The sequence below is a fragment of the Streptomyces abikoensis genome, assembly GCF_014648775.1.
Taxonomy (GTDB): Bacteria; Actinomycetota; Actinomycetes; order Streptomycetales; family Streptomycetaceae; genus Streptomyces; species Streptomyces abikoensis.
Map to the genome: position 1 here is coordinate 230116 of NZ_BMRT01000006.1, position 19593 is coordinate 249708.

Genomic DNA, 19593 nt, shown 5'->3' on the forward strand with positions numbered 1-19593 from the left:
CTACTGATGGGATCGACAGCGCTATGACGACTTCGGCACTCGACCGTTCGGACCTCGACGGCACCGAGCGGGACGGCCCCGGCCGTGGCGCCGTGGGCGCGAGCCGCGCGTTCGCGCTGCTGCTGGTGATCACCGGCGCCATGGGTCTGCTGGCCTCCTGGGTCATCACGCTGGACAAGATCGAGCTCCTCAAGGACCCGAACTTCAAGCCCGGCTGCAGCCTCAACCCCATCGTCTCCTGCGGCAACATCATGCAGAGCGAGCAGGCCGAGGCCTTCGGGTTCCCCAATCCGATGCTGGGCCTGGTCTGCTACGGCGTGATCATCGCGATCGGGCTGGCGCTGCTCTCCGGCGCCCGCTTGCCGCGCTGGTACTGGCTGGGCATGGAGGCCGGCTGCCTCTTCGGCGTCGGCTTCGTCACCTGGCTCCAGTACCAGTCGCTGTACGTCATCGGCTCGCTGTGCCTGTGGTGCTGCCTGGCCTGGGTCGCCACGATCCTGATGTTCTGGTACGTCACCGTGCAGAACGTCCGGCACGGCTTCATCCCCGCGCCGGACGGGCTCAAGCGGGGGCTGCTGGAGTTCCACTGGGTGCTGCCGGTGCTGCACATCGGCGTCATCGGGATGCTGATCCTCACCAAGTGGTGGTGGTTCTGGACGGGCGGCACGGCCTGACGCGCCCCTTCGCATCGGCTTGATCAATGCCGCCGGACCCTCGGGTCCGGCGGCATTGTCAGTGGGGTGGCATAGGGTTTCGAGCGTGGAGCCCGACCTGTTCACCGCCGCCGCGGAAGACCGCCAGGAGAAGGATCCGGCGAGCAGCCCGCTGGCCGTCCGGATGCGCCCCCGCACGCTCGACGAGGTGGTCGGGCAGGGGCACCTGCTCAAGCCCGGCTCCCCGCTGCGCCGCCTGGTGGGAGAGGGCAGCGGCGGCCCCGCCGGGCCCTCCTCGGTGATCCTCTGGGGCCCGCCCGGCATCGGCAAGACCACGCTCGCCTATGTGGTCAGCCAGGCCACCAACAAGCGCTTCGTGGAGCTCTCCGCGATCACCGCCGGGGTCAAGGAGGTACGGGCCGTCATCGACGGCGCGCGCCGCGCCTCCGGGGGCTACGGCAAGGAGACCGTCCTCTTCCTGGACGAGATCCACCGTTTCAGCAAGGCCCAGCAGGACTCACTGCTGCCCGCCGTGGAGAACCGCTGGGTCACGCTCATCGCGGCCACGACGGAGAACCCGTACTTCTCGATCATCTCCCCGCTGCTCTCCCGCTCCCTGCTGCTGACCCTCCAGGCGCTGACGGACGACGATCTGCGCGGCCTGATCCGTCGCGCCCTCACCGACGAACGGGGGCTGGGCGGGGCGGTGGCCCTCTCGGAGGACGCCGAGGCCCATCTGCTGCGCATCGCGGGCGGTGACGCCCGGCGCGCGCTCACGGCGCTGGAGGCGGGCGCGGGCTCGGCCATCGCCAAGGGCGAGGACGAGATCACCCTGGAGACGCTGGAGGGCGCGGTCGACCGGGCGGCCGTGAAGTACGACCGCGACGGCGATCAGCACTACGACGTGGCCAGCGCCCTGATCAAGTCCATCCGCGGCTCGGACGTGGACGCGACGCTGCACTATCTGGCGCGGATGATCGAGGCGGGGGAGGACCCGCGCTTCATCGCGCGCCGGCTGATGATCTCGGCGAGCGAGGACATCGGCCTGGCCGACCCCACGGCCCTCCAGACGGCGGTGGCCGGAGCGCAGGCCGTCGCCATGATCGGTTTCCCCGAGGCGAGGATCACGCTGGGTCACGTGGCGGTGGCGCTGGCACTGGCCCCGAAGTCCAACGCGGCGTATCTGGCGATCGACGCCGCGCTGGCGGACGTACGGGCGGGGCTGGCGGGGCCGGTGCCGGCGCATCTGCGGGACAGTCACTACAAGGGGGCGGGGAAGCTGGGGCATGGGGAGGGGTATGTCTACCCCCATGACGTGCCGGGGGGCATCGCGGCGCAGCAGTACGCGCCGGATTCCGTGCACGGGAAGGTGTACTACGAGCCGACTCGGCACGGAGCCGAAGCGCGGTACGCGGACGTTGTCGAACGCGTCCGTGCCCGGCTCAAGGGTGAGTGATCTCGCCCCAGCCCCGCCCTTTCTCCGTTTCCCGGGGCTCCGCCCCGGACCCCGGTCCTCAAACGCCGGACGGGCTGCATCGCAGCCCGTCCCATGCTCAGCAGCCCGCGGCCTCGAAGAGCTGGTGCATCGCGCGCCGCAAGGCGACGACGTCGTCGACCGGCTCCGGGAATTCGAAGCGGGCGTCGAAGGAGCGGTCGGCCGGGGTGCCGGGGCCGTGGCGGCGGGTGAAGCGGACGCGGAGGCCGTAGCGGTCCAGAGCCACCGGCACCGCCGACGCGTACGCGTCCCACGCGTCGCTCTCGCGGTCGCCGAGCAGCGCGCACAGGCTGCGCACCTGGTCGCCGTGGCCGGAGTGGAGGTGCTGGAGCAGCTCCGCCTCGTGCTCGACCAGCGGGTCGGGGCAGGCGCGGGCGAAGGCGTCGGGCTCGACGGTCTCGGCGCCCCACAGGTCGTCCACGCTCGCCTCGCCCAGCTCCAGCCGCAGGAGCATCCGGCCCGGCTCGGCGACGCCGGGCACGCAGGTCAGCCAGCCGGACAGCCAGGCGCGGCCGCGGATCCGGTTGGGGACGGAGACGGGGGCCACGTCCGTGAGCTCCAGGACGACGGCCAGCTCGTCGTCCTGGGCGTGGGTGGCGGCCCGGACGGCCGGGGAGTCGGCGGGCAGGACGAGGAAGACCTCGCCGTCCGGGCCCACGGTCCGCACGTCCGGCAGCAGCTGGTCGGGGCAGGAGCCGGCGGCCCCGGGAATGAGCAGCACCGCGGAGCATGTACTCTGTACGAGAGTTCGTGTGCGCTCGGCTGCTGACGGCATCCGGGCGATCTCAAGTCCGCCAGGACGCGGCTGACCACGATCTGATCGGACCTCCGTCACGTCGACGCCCTCGTGAGCGTCGGATCCCTTTTGGGATCCCTTCGTGCTGTCCGTGATGTGACTGGTGTTCCCCGGACGAGACATGCGATCTCCTTGAGTAAGGTAAGCCTAACCTAACTTATCAACGGAGGTCTGGAGAACGTGCCTAACCAGTCGCGTCCCAAGGTCAAGAAGTCCCGTGCGCTCGGCATCGCGCTGACGCCGAAGGCCGTCAAGTACTTCGAGGCCCGCCCCTACCCGCCGGGCGAGCACGGCCGTGGCCGCAAGCAGAACTCGGACTACAAGGTCCGTCTGCTCGAGAAGCAGCGTCTGCGCGCCCAGTACGACATCAGCGAGCGCCAGATGGCGCGTGCCTACGACCGCGCCAAGAAGGCCGAGGGCAAGACGGGCGAGGCGCTGGTCGTCGAGCTCGAGCGTCGCCTCGACGCCCTGGTCCTGCGTTCGGGCATCGCCCGCACCGTGTACCAGTCCCGCCAGATGGTCGTCCACGGCCACATCGAGGTCAACGGCAAGAAGGTCGACAAGCCGTCCTTCCGCGTCCGTCCGAACGACGTCGTGACCGTTCGCGAGCGCAGCCGTGCCAAGCACCCGTTCCAGGTCGCCATGGCCGGTGGCTACGCCGGTGAGGGCGAGACCCCGCGTTACCTGCAGGTCAACCTGCAGGCGCTGGCGTTCCGCCTGGACCGCGAGCCGAACCGCAAGGAGATCCCGGTGATCTGCGACGAGCAGCTCGTCGTCGAGTACTACGCCCGCTAATCCGGACGTTTTACCTCTCCTTTCGCCCAGCCCGTCGTTCCGCCGGCCCTCGTGGCCGCGGGCCGGCGGGCTGGCGCGTTTCCGGGGCCGACGGGCCCCGCGCGTCCCTCGTACATCCGTGCCGTACGGACCGGTAATGCGGTACGGCCGCCGAGGCCCGGCGCGATAAGGTCGGTATCCGACAAGCGTTGAAAGACAACAGCTAGGGAGCGGTGCAGCGTGTCCGGTGGAGAGGTGGCCGGGATCCTCGTGGCCGTCTTCTGGGCGATCCTCGTGTCGTTCATCGCCCTGGTGCTGGTGCGGCTCGCGCAGACGCTGAGAGCGGCCACGAAACTGGTCGCCGACATCTCCGAGCAGGCCGTCCCGCTGCTGGCCGACGCGTCCGCGACCGTCCGCTCCGCCAACACCCAGCTCGCCCGCGTCGACTCGATCACCGCGGACGTCCAGGAGGTCACGGCGAACGCCTCGGCGCTCTCCTCGACCGTCTCCTCCGCCTTCGGCGGCCCCCTGGTCAAGGTCGCCGCGTTCGGTTACGGCGTCCGCCGCGCGATGGGCCGCAAGGCGGAGCCCGAGCCGAGGAGCACCGTCTTCGTCGGCAGGGCCGTCGACAAGAAACTGCCGTCCGCCCGGTTCGGCGGCCGCCGTCTCCGTGGGAAGGGCTGAGTCCCGGAAATGTTCCGCCGCACGTTCTGGTTCACCACCGGTGTAGCAGCCGGTGTCTGGGCCACCACCAAGGTCAACCGCAAGCTCGCCAAGCTCACCCCGGAGAGCCTGGCGCTCCAGGCGGCCGACCGGGCCGTGATCGCCGGCCGCAAGGTCAAGCTCTTCGCCCTCGACGTGCGCGACGGCATGGCCCACCGGGAGGCGGCCCTCAAGGACGCCCTGGGCCTCGCCGCCGTCCCGCCGGAGCCGGACCGCCGCGCCCTTCCCGAGCAGCGCCGCCTCGTCGCTCTCGAGCAGCACCACCCCTACAACTCGTTCACCCGGAAAGAGGACCACTGATGGAGTCGGCTGAAATCCGCCGTCGCTGGCTGCGCTTCTTCGAGGAGCGCGGGCACACCGTCGTCCCCTCGGCGTCGCTCATCGCGGACGACCCGACGCTGCTGCTGGTCCCCGCGGGCATGGTCCCCTTCAAGCCCTACTTCCTCGGTGAGGTCAAGCCGCCCTTCCCGCGCGCCACGAGCGTGCAGAAGTGCGTCCGCACCCCGGACATCGAAGAGGTCGGCAAGACCACCCGCCACGGCACGTTCTTCCAGATGTGCGGCAACTTCTCCTTCGGCGACTACTTCAAGGAAGGCGCCATCAAGTACGCCTGGGAGTTGCTGACGACTCCCGTGGCGGACGGCGGCTACGGCCTGGAGCCCGAGAAGCTCTGGATCACCGTCTACCTCGACGACGACGAGGCCGAGCGCATCTGGCGCGACGTCGTCGGCGTGCCGGCCCAGCGCATCCAGCGCCTGGGCAAGAAGGAGAACTACTGGTCCATGGGTGTCCCGGGCCCCTGCGGCCCGTGCTCCGAGATCAACTACGACCGGGGCCCGGAGTTCGGCGTCGAGGGCGGCCCGGCCGTCAACGACGAGCGCTACGTGGAGATCTGGAACCTGGTCTTCATGCAGTACGAGCGCGGTGCCGGCGAGGGCAAGGAGGACTTCCCGATCCTCGGCGAGCTGCCCAGCAAGAACATCGACACCGGCCTCGGCCTCGAGCGCCTGGCGATGATCCTCCAGGGCGTGCAGAACATGTACGAGACCGACACCCTGCGTGTCGTGATCGACAAGGCCACCGAGCTCACCGGCGTCCGGTACGGCGCCGCGAAGGACACGGACGTCTCCCTGCGCGTGGTCGCCGACCACATGCGCACGTCCACCATGCTCATCGGTGACGGCGTCACCCCCGGCAACGAGGGCCGCGGCTACGTCCTGCGCCGCATCATGCGCCGCGCCATCCGCAACATGCGCCTGATGGGCGCCACCGGCCCCGTCGTCGCCGACCTCCTCGACGTCGTCATCCGCACGATGGGCCAGCAGTACCCCGAGCTGCTCGCCGACCGCACGCGCATCGAGACCGTCGCGCTCGCCGAAGAGGCCGCCTTCCTCAAGGCCCTCAAGGGCGGCACCAACATCCTCGACACCGCCGTGACCGAGACCAAGGCCGCCGGTGGCACGGTCCTCTCCGGCGACAAGGCGTTCCTGCTCCACGACACCTGGGGCTTCCCCATCGACCTCACCCTGGAGATGGCCGCCGAACAGGGCCTCTCCGTGGACGAGGACGGCTTCCGCCGCCTGATGAAGGAGCAGCGGGAGCGCGCCAAGGCCGACGCCAAGGCCAAGAAGACCGGCCACGCCGACCTGTCCGCCTACCGCGAGGTCGCCGACACCTCCGGCGAGACCGACTTCACCGGCTACACCACCACCGAGGGCGAGTCGACCATCGTCGGCCTGCTCGTCGACGGCGTCTCCTCGCCCGCCGCCACCGAGGGCGACGAGGTCGAGGTCGTCCTCGACCGCACCCCCTTCTACGCCGAGGGCGGCGGCCAGCTCGCCGACCAGGGCCGGATCAAGCTCCACTCCGGTGCCGTGATCGAGGTCCGCGACGTCCAGAAGCCGGTCCCCGGCGTGCACGTCCACAAGGGCGTCGTCCAGGTCGGCGAGGTCACCGTGGGCGCCCCCGCCTACGCCGTCATCGACGTCAAGCGCCGCCGCGCCATCGCCCGCGCCCACAGCGCCACCCACCTCACCCACCAGGCGCTGCGCGACGCCCTGGGCCCGACGGCCGCCCAGGCCGGCTCGGAGAACTCCCCGGGCCGCTTCCGCTTCGACTTCGGCTCGCCGACCGCCGTGCCCGGCTCGGTCCTCACCGACGTCGAGCAGCGCATCAACGAGGTCCTCTCCACCGAGCTCGACGTCCACGCGGAGGTCATGAGCCTGGAGGAGGCCAAGAAGGCCGGTGCCATCGCCGAGTTCGGCGAGAAGTACGGCGAGCGCGTGCGCGTCGTGACCATCGGCGACTTCTCCAAGGAGCTGTGCGGCGGTACGCACGTCGCCAACACCGCCCAGCTGGGTCTGGTGAAGCTCCTCGGCGAGTCCTCGATCGGCTCCGGCGTGCGCCGTGTCGAGGCCCTCGTGGGCGCCGACGCCTACAACTTCCTGGCCAAGGAGCACACGGTCGTCGCCCAGCTCACCGAGCTGGTCAAGGGCCGTCCGGAGGAGCTCCCGGAGAAGATCTCCGGCATGCTCGCCAAGCTCAAGGACGCCGAGAAGGAGATCGAGCGCTTCCGCGCCGAGAAGGTCCTGGCGGCCGCCGCCGGCCTGGCCGAGGGCGCCAAGGACGTCCACGGCATCGCCCTCGTCACCGGCCGGGTGCCGGACGGCACCGGCGCCGACGACCTGCGCAAGCTGGTCCTCGACGTCCGTGGCCGCATCCAGGGCGGCCGGGCCGCCGTGGTGGCCCTGTTCACCGTCGCCAACGGCCGCCCGCTGACCGTGATCGCCACCAACGAGGCCGCCCGTGAGCGCGGTCTGAAGGCCGGCGACCTGGTCCGTACGGCCGCGAAGACCCTCGGCGGCGGTGGCGGCGGCAAGCCGGACGTCGCCCAGGGCGGCGGCCAGAACCCCGAGGCCCTCGACGAGGCCATGGCCGCCGTCGAGCGCCTCGTGGCCGAGGCGGCCTGACGTGCGACGCGGCAGGCGCATCGCCGTGGACGTCGGGGACGCCCGGATCGGGGTCGCCTCGTGCGACCCCGACGGGATCCTCGCCACTCCGGTGGAGACCGTCCCCGGCCGGGACATCCCCCAGGCGCACAAGCGGCTGGTGGCGATCGTCGCGGAGTACGAGCCCATCGAGGTCGTCGTCGGCCTGCCCCGCTCCCTCAAGGGGGGCGAGGGCCCGGCCGCGGCCAAGGTGCGCACGTTCGCCAAGGAGATGGCCCGGCGGGTCGCCCCGGTGCCGGTGCGGCTGGTCGACGAGCGGATGACGACCGTCACGGCCGCCCAGGGCCTGCGCGCCTCCGGCGTCAACGCCAAGAAGGGCCGCTCCGTGGTGGACCAGGCGGCCGCGGTGGTCATCCTGCAGAACGCCCTGGAGATCGAGAAGACCTCCGGGCGGCCGCCGGGCGAGGCCGTCGACGTGGTCATCTGATCGCAATACGGTAACGTTCCGCGCGACATGGCAGCTGTTCGAATGTCTTCCGGGCAGGACCAGACGTCGGACTTCCGCGCTTCACCGAGCGCACTGGCTGCCGCTGTGCGGCTCTAGGGGATAGATGACTGAGTACGGCCGGGGTTCCGGCTCCCAACCGTGGCATCCCGAGGACCCTCTGTACGGGGACCGGGGTTACACCGGGCAGCAGTACACGCAGCCCCACCAGGCCCAGCAGTCGCAGCCCCCCTACGCCGGCCGGCAGGACTACGGCTGGGACCCCTCGCAGAACGCGGGGGGCCCCGGCCCGTACGACACCAACGGCCAGGGCCAGCAGTACGTCGAGCAGCAGACCGGCACGTACCCGACGAACGGTGGCCAGCAGGGCTACTACGAGTACGACACGGGCGCCCACGGCTACCCCGACCAGCACACGGGCACGCATCAGGTGCCGATGGACCAGCACACGGGCGCCCACCAGGTGCCGATGGACCAGCACACCGGGCAGCACCAGGTGCCCATGGACCAGCACACGGGCGCCCACCAGATGCCCGTGAACCAGCACACGGGCCAGCACCGGGTGCCGCAGCCCCCCGGGGAGCAGCACACCGGCACGCATCAGATGCCCCAGGCGCAGACCGCGACCGCCGACCCGGTCGAGGAGAAGATCTCCCTCTTCGACGACATCGACGACCGGGCCTCCGCCCCCGCCCCCCTCGACGACGACTCCGACGACGGCGACGAGCCCGCCCGGGGCCGCGACCGGCGCGGCAAGGGCAGGGGCGGCAAGGGCAAGGGCCGGGAGAAGAAGCCCAAGCGCCGCAGTGGCACCGCCTGCCTGCTGGTCGCCGTGGTGCTCGTCGGCGGCCTGGGCGGCGCCGGCTACTTCGCCTACGACTACTGGGAGACCCACTACGGCACCGCGCCCGACTACGAGGGCGAGGGCACCGGCCAGGTGCAGGTCGAGATCCCCAAGGGCGCCAGCCTCACCGAGATGGGCCAGGTCCTGGAGAAGGCCGGGGTCGTCAAGAGCGTCGGCGCCTTCACCTCGGCCGCCGCGAAGAAGTCCATCCAGCCCGGCACGTACACCCTCCACAAGGAGATGTCCGGCGCCTCGGCCGTGGCGATGATGACGAACTCCGCGAACTTCCTGACCTTCGCCGAGGGCATGCGGGCCGCCGAGATCTACTCCACGATCGACAAGAAGCTCGGGCTCGCCGCGGGCACTACCAAGGGCGTCGCCAAGAGCCAGGCCAAGAACCTGGGCCTGCCCGACTGGGCGAACAGCGGCCCCGACGTCAAGGACCCGCTGGAGGGCTTCCTCTTCCCGTCGCAGTACAGCGCGGGCAAGGGCACCAAGCCGGAGGACCTCCTGCGCCAGATGGTCGCCCGCGCCAAGCAGAACTACGAGGCGCAGGACGTGACGGGCAAGGCCGCCGCGCTGGGGCTGAAGTCCCCGATGGAGGCCGTCACCGTCGCGAGCCTCGTCCAGGTCGAGGGCAAGTACAAGCACGACTTCGACAAGATCTCCCGCGTGGTCTACAACCGGCTCAAGCCGGACAACAAGGAGACCTACGGCCTCCTCGACTTCGACTCCACGGTGAACTACGCCAAGAGCCAGAGCACCCTCGACGTCGGCGCGGTCAGCGACCTGCGGAAGTTCAAGGACCCGTACAACACGTACAACATCAAGGGCCTGCCGCCCGGGCCGATCAGCAACCCCGGCCTGGAGGCCCTGAAGTCCGCGCTCCAGCCGGCGGACGGCCCCTGGTACTACTTCGTCTCCATCAACGAGAACGAGACCCTGTTCGCGGTGACGAACGCGGAGCACAACAAGAACCGCCAGAGGTACGAGCAGGAGAACAAGGCGAAGAAGGCGGCCGCGCAGTGACCGGTCCCGCCGCTACCGGGCGCCGGCGGGCCGCCGTGCTCGGCTCGCCGATCGCCCACTCGCTCTCGCCCGTCCTCCACCGGGCCGCCTACGCGGAACTGGGCCTGGGGGAGTGGACGTACGACCGCTTCGAGGTGGACGAGGCCGCGCTGCCCGCCTTCCTCGCGGAGCTGGGCCCCGGCTGGGCCGGGCTCTCCCTCACCATGCCCCTCAAGCGGGCGGTGATCCCGCTGCTGGACGACGTCAGTGCCACCGCCCGGTCCGTGGAGGCGGTCAACACCGTCGTCCTCACCGACGACGGCCGCCGCCTCGGCGACAACACCGACATCCCCGGCATCGCCGCCGCCCTGCGCGAGCGGGGCGTGGAGACGGTCGGTTCCGCCGCGATCCTCGGCGCCGGCGCCACCGCCTCCTCGGCGCTCGCCGCCCTCGCCCGGATCTGCACCGGCGAGGTCACCGCCTACGTCCGCAGCGCCGAGCGCGCCGCGGAGATGCGCGAGTGGGGCGAGCGGCTGGGCGTGACCGTGCGCACCGCCGACTGGTCGCGCGCGGCCGAGGCCCTCGCCGCGCCGCTGGTCGTCGCCACCACCCCCGCCGGGGCCACCGACGCCCTCGCCGGGGCCGTGCCCGAGCGCCCCGGCACGCTCTTCGACGTCCTCTACGAGCCCTGGCCGACCCCGCTGGCCGCCGCCTGGGCCCGGCGGGGCGGCACCGTACTCGGCGGCCTGGACCTGCTGGTCCACCAGGCCGTCCTCCAGGTCGAGCTGATGACGGGCCGCGCCCCGGCCCCCCTGGCGGCCATGCGCGCGGCCGGCGAGGCGGCCCTGGCCGCCCGTACGCGCTGACGGACCCGCCGACCCGGCCGTCCACCACGTGACGCCGCCGGTCCACACCCTGGACCGGCGGCCGGGAATGTCCGCCCGGCATGGGAGGATCGGGGGTGGCGGGCCAGGGTCGCGCTCCCCGGGCCGCCGCCGCGCCCCCGCGCGGCATGAGATTCGAGCGCGCGAGCAGAGGAGCACCGTTGAGCAGGTTGCGCTGGCTGACGGCGGGGGAGTCGCACGGCCCCGCACTCGTGGCGACGCTGGAGGGTCTTCCCGCCGGCGTGCCGGTCACCACGGAGATGGTGGCGGACCACCTGGCGCGACGGCGGCTCGGCTATGGACGCGGCGCGCGGATGAAGTTCGAGCGCGACGAGATCACCTTCCTCGGCGGCGTCCGGCACGGACTGTCCATGGGCTCCCCGGTCGCGGTCATGGTGGGCAACACCGAGTGGCCCAAGTGGGAGCAGGTCATGGCGGCCGACCCCGTCGACCCCGCCGAGCTGGCCGAGCTCGCCCGCAACGCGCCGCTCACCCGCCCCCGCCCCGGCCACGCGGACCTCGCCGGGATGCAGAAGTACGGCTTCGACGAGGCCCGGCCGGTCCTGGAGCGGGCCTCCGCCCGGGAGACCGCCGCCCGTGTGGCCCTCGGCGCCGTCGCCCGCTCCTTCCTCAAGGAGGCGGCCGGCATCGAGATCGTCTCCCACGTCGTGGAGCTGGCCGCGGCCAAGGCCCCGTACGGCGTGTACCCCACCCCCGGCGACGTCGAGAAGCTCGACGCCGACCCGGTGCGCTGCCTCGACGAGGAGGCGAGCAAGGCGATGGTCGCCGAGATCGACCAGGCCCACAAGGACGGCGACACCCTCGGCGGCGTCGTCGAGGTCCTGGCCTACGGCGTTCCGGTCGGCCTCGGCTCGCACGTCCACTGGGACCGCCGGCTGGACGCCCGCCTCGCGGCCGCCCTGATGGGCATTCAGGCGATCAAGGGCGTCGAGGTCGGCGACGGCTTCGAGCTGGCGCGCGTGCCCGGCTCCAAGGCGCACGACGAGATCGTCGCCACCGAGGACGGCATCCGCCGCGTCACCGGCCGCTCGGGCGGCACCGAGGGCGGCCTGACCACCGGCGAGCTGCTGCGCGTCCGCGCCGCCATGAAGCCCATCGCCACCGTCCCGCGCGCCCTGCGCACCATCGACGTGACCACCGGCGAGGCCGCCCAGGCCCACCACCAGCGCTCGGACGTGTGCGCCGTCCCGGCGGCCGGCATCGTCGCCGAGGCGATGGTCGCGCTCGTCCTCGCCGACGCGGTGGTGGAGAAGTTCGGCGGCGACAGCGTCGCCGAGACCCGTCGCAACGTCCAGGGCTACCTCGAGAACCTGGCCATCAAGTGACCACCCCCGTCATCGTCCTGGTGGGCCCGCCCGGCGCGGGCAAGTCCACCATCGGTGCCCTGCTCGCCGAGCGGCTGGGCACCGGCTACCGGGACACCGACGCCGACATCGAGAAGACCGCCGGGAAGCCCATCCCGGAGATCTTCGTCGACGAGGGCGAGCCGCACTTCCGCGAGCTGGAGCGGCAGGCCGTCCGCACCGCCGTGGCCGAGCACCCCGGGGTGCTCGCCCTCGGCGGCGGCGCCGTCATGGACCCGGGCACCCGGGCCCTCCTCAAGGGCCTGCCCGTGGTCTTCCTCGACGTCGAACTCGCCGACGCCGTGCGGCGCGTGGGCCTCGACGCGCCGCGCCCGCTGCTCGCCGTCAACCCCCGCAAGCGGTGGCGCGAGCTGATGGACGCGCGCCGCCCGCTCTACACCGAGGTCGCCCGCGCCGTGGTCGCCACCGGCGGCCGCACCCCGGCCGAGGTCGCCGACGCCGTGCTCGAGGCACTGCGGCCGCCCCTGGCCCCCACACCGGACACCACGCAGTGAGGAACGCATGACCGACGCCCCCACCCGCATCCAGGTCGCCGGCAGCGCGGGCACCGCGCCGTACGAGGTCCTGGTCGGCCGTCAGCTGCTGGGCGAGCTGCCCGGCCTCATCGGCACCCGGGCCAAGCGGGTCGCCGTGCTCCACCCCGAGGCGCTCGCCTCGACCGGCGAGGCGATCCGCGAGGACCTGGCGGCCCAGGGCTACGAGGCCATAGCGATCCAGCTGCCCAACGCCGAGGAGTCCAAGACCGTCGAGGTCGCGGCCTACTGCTGGAAGGCGCTCGGCCAGACCAACTTCACCCGCACCGACGTCATCGTCGGCGTGGGCGGCGGGGCCACCACCGACCTGGCGGGCTTCGTCGCCGCCACCTGGCTGCGCGGCGTGCGCTGGATCGCGGTGCCCACCACCGTCCTGGGCATGGTCGACGCGGCCGTCGGCGGCAAGACCGGCATCAACACCGCCGAGGGCAAGAACCTCGTCGGCGCCTTCCACCCCCCGGCCGGTGTGCTGTGCGACCTGGCCGCGCTGGAGTCGCTGCCGGTCCACGACTACGTCAGCGGCCTCGCCGAGATCATCAAGGCCGGCTTCATCGCCGACCCGGCGATCCTCGACCTCATCGAGGCCGACCCCGAGGGCGCCCGCACGCCTGCGGGCCCGCACACCTCGGAGCTGATCGAGCGGGCCATCAAGGTCAAGGCCGAGGTGGTCTCCTCCGACCTCAAGGAGTCGGGCCTGCGCGAGATCCTGAACTACGGTCACACGCTCGCCCACGCCATCGAGAAGAACGAGCGCTACAACTGGCGGCACGGCGCGGCCGTCGCCGTCGGCATGGTCTTCGCCGCCGAGCTCGGCCGGATCGCCGGCCGCCTGGACGACGCCACCGCCGACCGTCACCGCGCGATCCTCACGGCCGTGGGCCTGCCCGTCACCTACCGCGGCGACCAGTGGCCCAAGCTGCTGGAGACCATGAAGGTCGACAAGAAGACGCGCGGCGACCGGCTGCGGTTCATCGTCCTCGACGGCCTGGCCAAGCCGACGGTCCTGGAGGGCCCGGACCCGGCGATGCTGCTGGCCGCACACGCCGAGATCGCGGCGTGAGCGGCGTGAGCGCGCGCCGTGTCCTGGTGCTGAACGGGCCCAACCTCGGTCGGCTGGGCTCCCGCGAGCCCGACGTCTACGGCTCGACGTCCTACAAGGGGCTGGTCGAGGCGTGCACGACGCTGGGGGAGGAGCTGGGCTTCGCCGTCGAGGTCCGGGAGACCAACGACGAGGGCGAGCTGGTGCGCTGGCTGCACGAGGCGGCCGACGGCCGGCTGCCCGTCGTCATCAACCCCGGCGCGTTCACCCACTACTCGTACGCGATGCGCGACGCCGCGGCCCAGCGGACGGCGCCGCTCATCGAGGTGCACATCTCCAACCCGTACGCGCGGGAGGAGTTCCGTCACACGTCGGTGATCGCGGCGGTGGCGAGCGGTACGGTTGCGGGGTTCGGGATCGGCTCCTACCGGCTGGCGCTGCGGGCGCTGGCGGAGGAACTCGGGTCCTGACCCGGGGCGTTGGCCCTGCGGGCGGCCGGCCCCGGTCCCGCCCTTTCACCGTTTCCGAAGGGGCTCCGCCCCTTCGAGACCCCGGGCCCCCGGAAGCGGGGGTGTGAGGGGGCGCAGCCCCCTGGGAAACGGCGAAAGGGCGGGACCGGGGCACGGCCCGCCGCAGGCGCACCCCACCCCGCCATACGCCACACCGCACGAAATCGGAGCGTGCCACAGGATGCAGCACCCCGTGGGACCACCGCTGCCCCCCGCTCATCCGCCGATACCGGCCCTGCCGCCGGCGGACGCCACCACCGCCGCCGTCGCCGTCCTCCTCATCGGCCCGGCCGGCGCCGGCAAGACCACCGTCGCCCGGTACTGGGCCGACACCCGGCGGGTGCCCACCGCGCACATCAGCCTCGACGACGTCCGCGAGTGGGTGCGCTCCGGGTTCGCGGACCCGCAGTCCGGGTGGAACGACCACTCCGAGGCGCAGTACCGGCTCGCCCGCCGCACCTGCGGGTTCGCCGCCCGCAACTTCCTCGCCAACGGCATCTCCTGCATCCTCGACGACGCCGTCTTCCCCGACCGGCCCGTCGTCGGCCTCGGCGGCTGGAAGCGGCACGTGGGGCCGGGGCTGCTGCCCGTGGTGCTGCTGCCGGGCCTCGACGTCGTCCTCGAACGCAACGCCGAACGCACCGGCAACCGCAGGCTCAGCGACGAGGAGGTCGCCCGGATCCACGGCCGGATGGCCGGCTGGTACGGCTCGGGCCTGCCCATCATCGACAACTCGCAGCAGGACGTCGCCACGACGGCCCGGCTGATCGACGAGGCCGTCGCCCGCACCCTGGCCGGCTGGTAGGGCGCGGGGCTGCCCCGGTCGGAGGCGCTGGAAAGGCCGGAAGCGGCCGCCGAACGTACGCTCGGAGGCATGTCCGAGGTGTACGCGGCGCGCCGGGCCCGGCTGCGCGAGCGGTGCGCGGCGGCCGGTGGTGAGGCCGCCCTGGTCTGCGGCGACGCCAATGTGCGGTATCTGGCGGGCGGCGCGCCGCCCGGGGCGGTGCTGCTCCTCGGTCCCGGTCAGGACGGCGACGACGCGCTGGTGTGCGTGAGCGATCCCTTCGTGGACGCCACGGGCGCCAGCCGCCCCGGGGACGAGCTGGCCGTCCTGGTGCTGCCGACGCCCGAGGGCGATCCGGCCGTGGCGGCGGCCGAGCGGGCCGCGGAGCGCGGGGTGCGGTCGCTGGCCGTCGAGGAGCACCATCTGACCGTGGCCCGGCACCGCGCGGTGCGCTCGGTCGCCCCCCGGCTGCGGCTGGGCGATCTGGGGACGGCCGTGGAGCAACAGCGGGTGGTCAAGGACGACGAGGAGATCTCGACCCTGCGGATCGCCGCCGAGATCGCCGACCAGGCCCTGGGCGAGCTGCTGGAGTCGATACTCGTCGGCCGCACCGAGCGCCATCTGGCGCTGGAGCTGGAGCGCCGGCTGATCGATCACGGCGCGGACGGCGCGGCCTTTCCCACCTCGGTGGGCGCGGGTCCCCACTCGGGGCGGGCCGGGCACGTACCGACGGACCGCCGGGTGGAGGAGGGCGATTTCCTCAGCGTCTGCCTGGGGGCGGACTATCGTGGGTACCGGAGCGAGATCGCCCGTACGTTCGTCATCGGGGCCTCTCCGGCGGAGTGGCAGATCGAGCTGTACGAGCAGGTCTTCGCCGCCCAGCGGGCGGGCCGGGAGGCCCTCGCGCCGGGTACGGCGTACCGTGACGTGGACCGCGCGGCACGGGTCGTGCTGGAGGCCGCGGGCCATGGCGAGCGGGTCGGACCCCGCATCGGCCACGGCGTGGGGCTCGAAAACGACGAGGACCCTCGGCTGGCACCGTCGGCAATGGGTAAACTGGACGCTTGCGTGCCGGTCACCGTAGATCCGGGAGTCCACCTCCCGGGGCGGGGCGGCGTCCGGATCGATGACACGCTCGTCGTCCGCCCCGAGGCGGACGGCGGACCCGAGCTACTCACCATTACGACCAAAGAGCTGCTCGCGCTCTAGCCGGCGCATCGCACTTTCTTGGTTCCACCAGCCCAGGAGATACCGCAACCGTGGCATCCACGAACGACCTCAAGAACGGCATGGTGCTCAAGCTCGAAGGCGGCCAGCTCTGGTCCGTCGTCGAGTTCCAGCACGTCAAGCCCGGCAAGGGCCCCGCCTTCGTCCGTACGAAGCTGAAGAACGTGCTCTCCGGCAAGGTCGTCGACAAGACCTTCAACGCGGGCGTGAAGGTCGACACGGCCACCGTCGACCGCCGCGACATGCAGTTCTCGTACATGGACGGCGACTACTTCGTCTTCATGGACATGAAGGACTACGACCAGCTGATGATCGACCGGAAGGCCGTCGGCGACGCCGCGAACTTCCTCATCGAGGGCTTCGAGGCCACGGTCGCCACCCACGAGGGTGAGGTGCTCTACGTCGAGCTCCCGGCCGCCGTCGAGCTGACCATCGAGCACACCGACCCGGGCGTCCAGGGTGACCGCTCCACCGGTGGCACCAAGCCGGCGAAGCTCGAGACGGGCTACGAGATCCAGGTCCCGCTGTTCGTCTCCACCGGTGAGAAGATCAAGGTCGACACGCGCACCGGCGATTACCTCGGCCGGGTGAACAGCTAACCGTGTCCGCCCGCAGCAAGGCCCGTAAGCGCGCCTTCCAGATCCTCTTCGAGGCGGACCAGCGCGGCTCGTCCGTGGAGTCGGTCCTCGCGGACTGGATCCGGCATGCCCGGACCGACGACAGGCAGCCGCCGGTCAACCCGTACACGATCCAGCTGGTCGAGGGCTACGCCGAGCGCGCGGCCCGGATCGACGAACTGATCGCCACCTACGCGATCGACTGGGACCTGGACCGCATGCCGGCCGCGGACCGCGGCATCGTGCGGCTCGGCGCGTACGAGCTGATCTGGGAGGACGAGACCCCGGACGCCGTGGCGATCGACGAGGCGGTGCAGCTCGCCAAGGAGTTCTCCACCGACGACTCGCCCGCGTTCGTCAATGGTCTCCTCGGTCGTTTCAAGGAGCTCAAGCCGAGTCTCCGTCGAGACGCCCACTGAGACAGAAAACCGCCGTGGGGCGGGAAACCGGATGGTTTCCCGCCCCACGGCGGTTTTGTCGTCAAGAACGGTGGACGTTACGCGTCCTCGTGCTGAACGGCGCGGCGGGCGTCCGCGTCGAGCACGCCCCAGCTGATCAGCTGCTCGGTGAGCACCGAGGGCGACTGGTCGTAGATCACGGCAAGGGTGCGCAGATCGTCCTGGCGGATGGAGAGGACCTTGCCGTTGTAGTCACCACGCTGGCTCTGGATGGTGGCCGCGTAACGCTGGAGCGGGCCCGCCTTCTCGGCCGGGACGTGGGCGAGGCGCTCCAGGTCCAGGACCAGCTTCGGCGGGGGCTCGGCCGCGCCGCCGGGCGTCGTGCCGGGCAGCAGCTCCTGCACGGGCACGCCGTAGAAGTCGGCCAGCTCGGCCAGGCGCTGTACGGTCACGGCACGGTCGCCGCGCTCGTAAGAACCCACGACAACGGCCTTCCAGCGGCCCTGGGACTTCTCCTCGACACCATGGAGGGAGAGGCCCTGCTGGGTGCGGATGGCGCGGAGCTTGGCCCCGAGCTGTTTGGCGTATTCGCTGGACATAAAGCTCCCCGGACACTGTATCGATCGCGCGGCCGCACCGCGCGACTGGTAACTCACTGTGAGGTTACGCAGCGTAATCTCGGTTCGTCAAGCCGAATGGGCACCCCCCTGGGCCGTCAGTGGCTGTGGCTGGAGTTCGTCGTGGGTCCTGGTACGGTGAATCCTGTAAATCCGACGTCCTTTAATGTCCGTCCCGTGAGGCGGAGAAGGAGGTCCGTTTCGTATGGACGCAATTCCCAGCGCGCGTCCCGTGCTCGAAGCACCGGACATCGCACGGGTCCTCACCCGTATCGCGCACGAGATCGTCGAACGCGCCAAGGGCGCCGACGACGTCGTACTCCTCGGCATTCCCACCCGCGGTGTCTTCCTCGCCCGCCGGCTGGCCGCCAAGCTCGAGAGCATCACCGGCTGCAAGACCCCGGTCGGCTCCCTCGACATCACCATGTACCGCGACGATCTGCGGCTCCGCCCGGCCCGTGCGCTCGCCCGTACCGAGATCCCCGGTGAGGGCATCGACGGCAGGCTCGTCATCCTCGTCGACGACGTGCTCTTCTCCGGCCGCACCATCCGCGCCGCCCTCGACGCGATGAACGACCTGGGGCGCCCCCGCGCCGTCCAGCTCGCCGTCCTCGTCGACCGCGGCCACCGCGAGCTGCCGATCCGTGCCGACTACGTCGGCAAGAACCTCCCCACGTCGCTGCGGGAGACGGTCAAGGTCCACCTGACCGAGGAGGACGGGCGCGACAGCGTGCTCCTCGGCGCGGGCACGACCACTCCGGCCGACGCGCAGTAGCGAGCCCCCACGGACCCGCGGGGCGGGTCCGTGCGCCGCCGCATGCCCGGCTACCGCCCTCCCACACCTCCCGAACACGGAGAAAACCGGATGAAGCGCCACCTCATCTCGGCCGCCGACCTCACCCGCGACGACGCCGTCCTGATCCTCGACACCGCCGAGGAGATGGCCCGGGTCGCGGACCGGCCGATCAAGAAGCTGCCCACCCTGCGCGGCCGCACCGTCGTCAACCTCTTCTTCGAGGACTCGACGCGCACCCGCATCTCCTTCGAGGCCGCCGCCAAGCGGCTCTCCGCGGACGTCATCAACTTCTCCGCCAAGGGCTCCTCGGTCTCCAAGGGCGAGTCCCTCAAGGACACCGCGCTGACCCTGGAGGCCATGGGCGCCGACGCCGTCGTCATCCGCCACCACGCCTCCGGCGCCCCCTACCGGCTGGCCAACTCCGGCTGGATCGACGGGGCCGTCGTCAACGCCGGCGACGGCACCCACGAGCACCCCACCCAGGCCCTGCTGGACGCCTTCACCATGCGCCGCCGCCTGGTCGGCCGGGACGCCGGCCTCGGCAAGGACCTGTCCGGCCGCCGGATCACGATCGTCGGCGACGTGCTCCACAGCCGGGTGGCCCGCTCCAACGTCCAGCTGCTGCACACGCTCGGCGCCGAGGTCACCCTGGTCGCCCCGCCCACGCTGGTGCCCGTCGGCGTCGGCAGCTGGCCCTGCGAGGTCTCCTACGACCTCGACGCGGTGCTGCCCAAGTCCGACGCCGTGATGATGCTGCGGGTGCAGCGCGAGCGCATGAACGCCGCGTTCTTCCCGACCGAGCGCGAGTACTCGCGCCGCTACGGCCTGGACGGCGACCGTATGGCGAAGATGCCCGAGCACGCCATCGTGATGCACCCCGGCCCGATGAACCGCGGCATGGAGATCACCGCCGAGGTCGCCGACTCCGACCGCTGCACCGCCGTCGAGCAGGTCGCCAACGGCGTCAGCACCCGGATGGCCGTCCTCTACCTGCTCCTGGGCGGCTCCGAGCCCGCCGTCACCACGAACAACGCCCGCACCGAGGAGAACAAGTAATC

General features: G+C 71.7%; 21 protein-coding genes. 19 read left to right on the forward strand and 2 right to left on the reverse strand.

Annotated elements, in window-relative coordinates; all coding sequences use genetic code 11:
* Nucleotides 1-23 precede the first annotated feature (23 nt).
* Both IE096_RS20925 and IE096_RS20930 read left to right on the forward strand, forming a co-directional pair.
* On the forward strand, nt 24-674 hold the full coding sequence (locus IE096_RS20925) for a vitamin K epoxide reductase family protein (protein WP_189453959.1): 651 nt from the start codon (nt 24-26) through the stop codon (nt 672-674).
* Nucleotides 675-759: 85 nt separating this feature from the next.
* Nucleotides 760-2109, forward strand: a complete 1350-nt coding sequence (locus IE096_RS20930; protein WP_189453961.1) for a replication-associated recombination protein A — start codon at nt 760-762, stop codon at nt 2107-2109.
* A gap of 97 nt (nt 2110-2206) precedes the next feature.
* On the opposite strand, the gene IE096_RS20935 is transcribed toward IE096_RS20930, so the two are convergent.
* Nucleotides 2207-2923, reverse strand: a complete 717-nt coding sequence (locus IE096_RS20935) for a DUF2470 domain-containing protein (RefSeq protein ID WP_189453964.1) — start codon at nt 2921-2923, stop codon at nt 2207-2209.
* Between the two features lie 201 nt (nt 2924-3124).
* On the opposite strand from IE096_RS20935, the gene rpsD reads away from it, so the two are divergent.
* The 15 genes from rpsD (at nt 3125) to nusB (ending at nt 17143) form a co-directional block, all read left to right on the forward strand.
* Nucleotides 3125-3739: a 30S ribosomal protein S4 gene (gene rpsD, locus IE096_RS20940; RefSeq protein WP_189453966.1), complete on the forward strand. Its 615-nt coding sequence runs from the start codon at nt 3125-3127 to the stop codon at nt 3737-3739.
* A 219-nt stretch (nt 3740-3958) separates the two neighbouring features.
* Entirely contained in the window at nt 3959-4402 is a 444-nt protein-coding gene (locus tag IE096_RS20945) for a DUF948 domain-containing protein (protein ID WP_229820437.1), read from the forward strand.
* Between the two features lie 9 nt (nt 4403-4411).
* A complete protein-coding gene (locus IE096_RS20950) occupies nt 4412-4741 on the forward strand; it encodes a hypothetical protein (protein WP_189453968.1) in 330 nt (109 codons plus the stop codon).
* On the forward strand, nt 4741-7410 hold the full coding sequence (gene alaS, locus IE096_RS20955; RefSeq protein ID WP_189453970.1) for an alanine--tRNA ligase: 2670 nt from the start codon (nt 4741-4743) through the stop codon (nt 7408-7410). Before IE096_RS20950 ends, alaS begins: the two co-directional genes overlap by 1 nt.
* Nucleotide 7411: 1 nt before the next feature.
* Nucleotides 7412-7876: a Holliday junction resolvase RuvX gene (gene ruvX / locus IE096_RS20960; RefSeq protein WP_189453971.1), complete on the forward strand. Its 465-nt coding sequence runs from the start codon at nt 7412-7414 to the stop codon at nt 7874-7876.
* A gap of 124 nt (nt 7877-8000) precedes the next feature.
* Nucleotides 8001-9767 carry an endolytic transglycosylase MltG gene (gene mltG, locus IE096_RS20965; RefSeq protein ID WP_189453973.1) on the forward strand — a complete coding sequence of 589 codons (1767 nt, stop codon included), beginning with the start codon at nt 8001-8003 and terminating at the stop codon, nt 9765-9767.
* Nucleotides 9764-10612 (forward strand): shikimate dehydrogenase, encoded by an 849-nt coding sequence (locus IE096_RS20970; protein WP_189453975.1) that lies wholly within the window; start codon nt 9764-9766, stop codon nt 10610-10612. Before mltG ends, IE096_RS20970 begins: the two co-directional genes overlap by 4 nt.
* 179 nt (nt 10613-10791) lie before the next feature.
* Nucleotides 10792-11976, forward strand: coding sequence for a chorismate synthase (aroC, locus tag IE096_RS20975; RefSeq protein ID WP_189453977.1), 1185 nt, complete (start codon nt 10792-10794; stop codon nt 11974-11976).
* Nucleotides 11973-12509: a shikimate kinase gene (locus IE096_RS20980; protein ID WP_189453979.1), complete on the forward strand. Its 537-nt coding sequence runs from the start codon at nt 11973-11975 to the stop codon at nt 12507-12509. The genes aroC and IE096_RS20980 overlap by 4 nt, the downstream gene beginning before the upstream one ends.
* A 7-nt stretch (nt 12510-12516) precedes the next feature.
* Nucleotides 12517-13608, forward strand: coding sequence for a 3-dehydroquinate synthase (gene aroB / locus IE096_RS20985; protein WP_189453981.1), 1092 nt, complete (start codon nt 12517-12519; stop codon nt 13606-13608).
* Nucleotides 13605-14057 (forward strand): type II 3-dehydroquinate dehydratase, encoded by a 453-nt coding sequence (aroQ, locus tag IE096_RS20990; RefSeq protein WP_229820439.1) that lies wholly within the window; start codon nt 13605-13607, stop codon nt 14055-14057. Before aroB ends, aroQ begins: the two co-directional genes overlap by 4 nt.
* Entirely contained in the window at nt 13990-14901 is a 912-nt protein-coding gene (locus IE096_RS31535; RefSeq protein WP_229820441.1) for an AAA family ATPase, read from the forward strand. Before aroQ ends, IE096_RS31535 begins: the two co-directional genes overlap by 68 nt.
* A 69-nt stretch (nt 14902-14970) precedes the next feature.
* Nucleotides 14971-16089 (forward strand): M24 family metallopeptidase, encoded by a 1119-nt coding sequence (locus IE096_RS21000; RefSeq protein ID WP_189453982.1) that lies wholly within the window; start codon nt 14971-14973, stop codon nt 16087-16089.
* Between the two features lie 50 nt (nt 16090-16139).
* A complete protein-coding gene (efp, locus tag IE096_RS21005; RefSeq protein WP_189453984.1) occupies nt 16140-16706 on the forward strand; it encodes an elongation factor P in 567 nt (188 codons plus the stop codon).
* A 2-nt stretch (nt 16707-16708) separates the two neighbouring features.
* On the forward strand, nt 16709-17143 hold the full coding sequence (gene nusB, locus IE096_RS21010; RefSeq protein ID WP_189453986.1) for a transcription antitermination factor NusB: 435 nt from the start codon (nt 16709-16711) through the stop codon (nt 17141-17143).
* Nucleotides 17144-17220: 77 nt separating this feature from the next.
* Here nusB and bldD read toward each other — a convergent pair whose 3' ends face one another.
* Entirely contained in the window at nt 17221-17721 is a 501-nt protein-coding gene (bldD, locus tag IE096_RS21015) for a transcriptional regulator BldD (protein WP_004948690.1), read from the reverse strand.
* Nucleotides 17722-17944: 223 nt separating this feature from the next.
* Here bldD and pyrR point away from each other — a divergent pair, with 223 nt between their 5' ends.
* Nucleotides 17945-18514: a bifunctional pyr operon transcriptional regulator/uracil phosphoribosyltransferase PyrR gene (gene pyrR, locus IE096_RS21020; protein WP_126913314.1), complete on the forward strand. Its 570-nt coding sequence runs from the start codon at nt 17945-17947 to the stop codon at nt 18512-18514.
* Nucleotides 18515-18604: 90 nt separating this feature from the next.
* Nucleotides 18605-19591 carry an aspartate carbamoyltransferase catalytic subunit gene (locus IE096_RS21025; RefSeq protein WP_189453988.1) on the forward strand — a complete coding sequence of 329 codons (987 nt, stop codon included), beginning with the start codon at nt 18605-18607 and terminating at the stop codon, nt 19589-19591.
* Nucleotides 19592-19593 lie beyond the last annotated feature (2 nt).

Coding starts and splice junctions, on each gene's coding strand:
- bldD (WP_004948690.1), bottom strand. CDS start 17,721: ATGTCCAGCGAATACGCCAAACAGCTCGGGGCCAAGCTCCGCGCCATC.
- IE096_RS21000 (WP_189453982.1), top strand. CDS start 14,971: ATGTCCGAGGTGTACGCGGCGCGCCGGGCCCGGCTGCGCGAGCGGTGC.
- IE096_RS20925 (WP_189453959.1), top strand. CDS start 24: ATGACGACTTCGGCACTCGACCGTTCGGACCTCGACGGCACCGAGCGG.
- mltG (WP_189453973.1), top strand. CDS start 8,001: ATGACTGAGTACGGCCGGGGTTCCGGCTCCCAACCGTGGCATCCCGAG.
- pyrR (WP_126913314.1), top strand. CDS start 17,945: ATGGACGCAATTCCCAGCGCGCGTCCCGTGCTCGAAGCACCGGACATC.
- alaS (WP_189453970.1), top strand. CDS start 4,741: ATGGAGTCGGCTGAAATCCGCCGTCGCTGGCTGCGCTTCTTCGAGGAG.
- IE096_RS20950 (WP_189453968.1), top strand. CDS start 4,412: ATGTTCCGCCGCACGTTCTGGTTCACCACCGGTGTAGCAGCCGGTGTC.
- IE096_RS20935 (WP_189453964.1), bottom strand. CDS start 2,923: ATGCCGTCAGCAGCCGAGCGCACACGAACTCTCGTACAGAGTACATGC.
- aroB (WP_189453981.1), top strand. CDS start 12,517: ATGACCGACGCCCCCACCCGCATCCAGGTCGCCGGCAGCGCGGGCACC.
- IE096_RS21025 (WP_189453988.1), top strand. CDS start 18,605: ATGAAGCGCCACCTCATCTCGGCCGCCGACCTCACCCGCGACGACGCC.